This window comes from Caulobacter sp. P1_B12_2 (assembly GCF_056406675.1).
In genome coordinates, this window is the sequence record NZ_JBFTZS010000779.1 from 1 (window position 1) to 1,077 (window position 1,077).

A 1,077-nucleotide genomic window follows, 5' to 3' on the forward strand; every position below is an offset into this window, starting at 1 on the left:
TGTGCCGAGCCGGACGAACTCACCACCACTCCAGTCTTTGTCAGCTCCTCGCGCAGGCGCGTGTCGCTGTCGCCGATCGGGTTGCAGGCCTTGTCGGTCGACAGGGCGACCACCAGCTTGACGTGGTTGTTGAGGCTGGCCCAGACCACGTTCTCGGCGCCCATGATGTTGGTATGGATGCATTCGGACGGATTGTATTCGGCGGCCGGCACCTGCTTGAGGGCGGCGGCGTGGATGACGATGTCGACGCCGCGCAGGGCCAGGGTCAGGCGCTCGCGATCGCGCACGTCGCCCAGGAAAAAGCGCATCTTCGCGTAGGTCGCCTCGTCGAACTGCTCGCGCAGCTCCATCTGCATGTCGCTCTGCTTCAATTCGTCGCGGGAGTAGACGATCACTTTCCGCGGGTCGGCGCGGCGCAGGACGGTCTCGATGAAGCGACGGCCAAACGAACCGGTCCCGCCGGTCACCAGGATGACCTTGCCGTCCAGATCGAGGGTTTTCGGTGAAAAGCGCCCCAATTTCAGTCTCCTGCGTTCCCGCCGCGCGCCAAGGCGGGCGAGACGATTCATGGTTAACGGCCCTTTGTGCCTGTCAGACGTAAAGAGGACGTCAACCACGCCATGTCACAAGGGCTCATGCGCCGCGCCCTCGCCCTCTCCGTCCTGTCGCTGCTGGCCGCCGCCAGCCTCGCCGCCCCGCCCGCCTTCGCTGGTCACGGCAAGGAGGAGAAGAAGGCGCCCGTGACCTATTTCGCCCTGCAGCCCCTGACGGCGACCACCATCCGCCGCGACGGCCGCCGGGGCGTCATGACCCTGGAGACCGGGGTGCAGGCGCTGGACCCGGCCCTGATGGAGCGCGCCCAGCAGTCGGAACCCCGCCTGCGCGCCGCCTTCGCCCAGGTGCTGATGACCTACACCGCCGGCATGCCGCGCGGCGCGGCCCCGGACCTGACCTATCTGGGCGGCAAGATGCAGGAAGCCGCCGACAAGGTGCTGGGCCGCAAGGGCTCGAAGGTGCTGCTGGGTTCGGCGATGGTGAACTGACATCACGCCCGTCATCCTCGGACTTGTTCCGAGG

General features: G+C 66.9%; 2 protein-coding genes. One reads left to right on the plus strand and one right to left on the minus strand.

Annotated elements, in window-relative coordinates:
• Nucleotides 1-518 (minus strand): SDR family NAD(P)-dependent oxidoreductase (locus tag AC1DZ6_RS25705; RefSeq protein ID WP_477099913.1); only part of this gene is annotated, 518 nt, incomplete at its 3' end.
• A gap of 117 nt (nt 519-635) precedes the next feature.
• On the opposite strand from AC1DZ6_RS25705, the gene AC1DZ6_RS25710 reads away from it, so the two are divergent.
• Complete coding sequence (locus AC1DZ6_RS25710) at nt 636-1,043, plus strand: hypothetical protein (RefSeq protein ID WP_477099914.1); 408 nt, start codon at nt 636-638, stop codon at nt 1,041-1,043.
• The last annotated feature ends 34 nt before the right edge of the window (nt 1,044-1,077 follow it).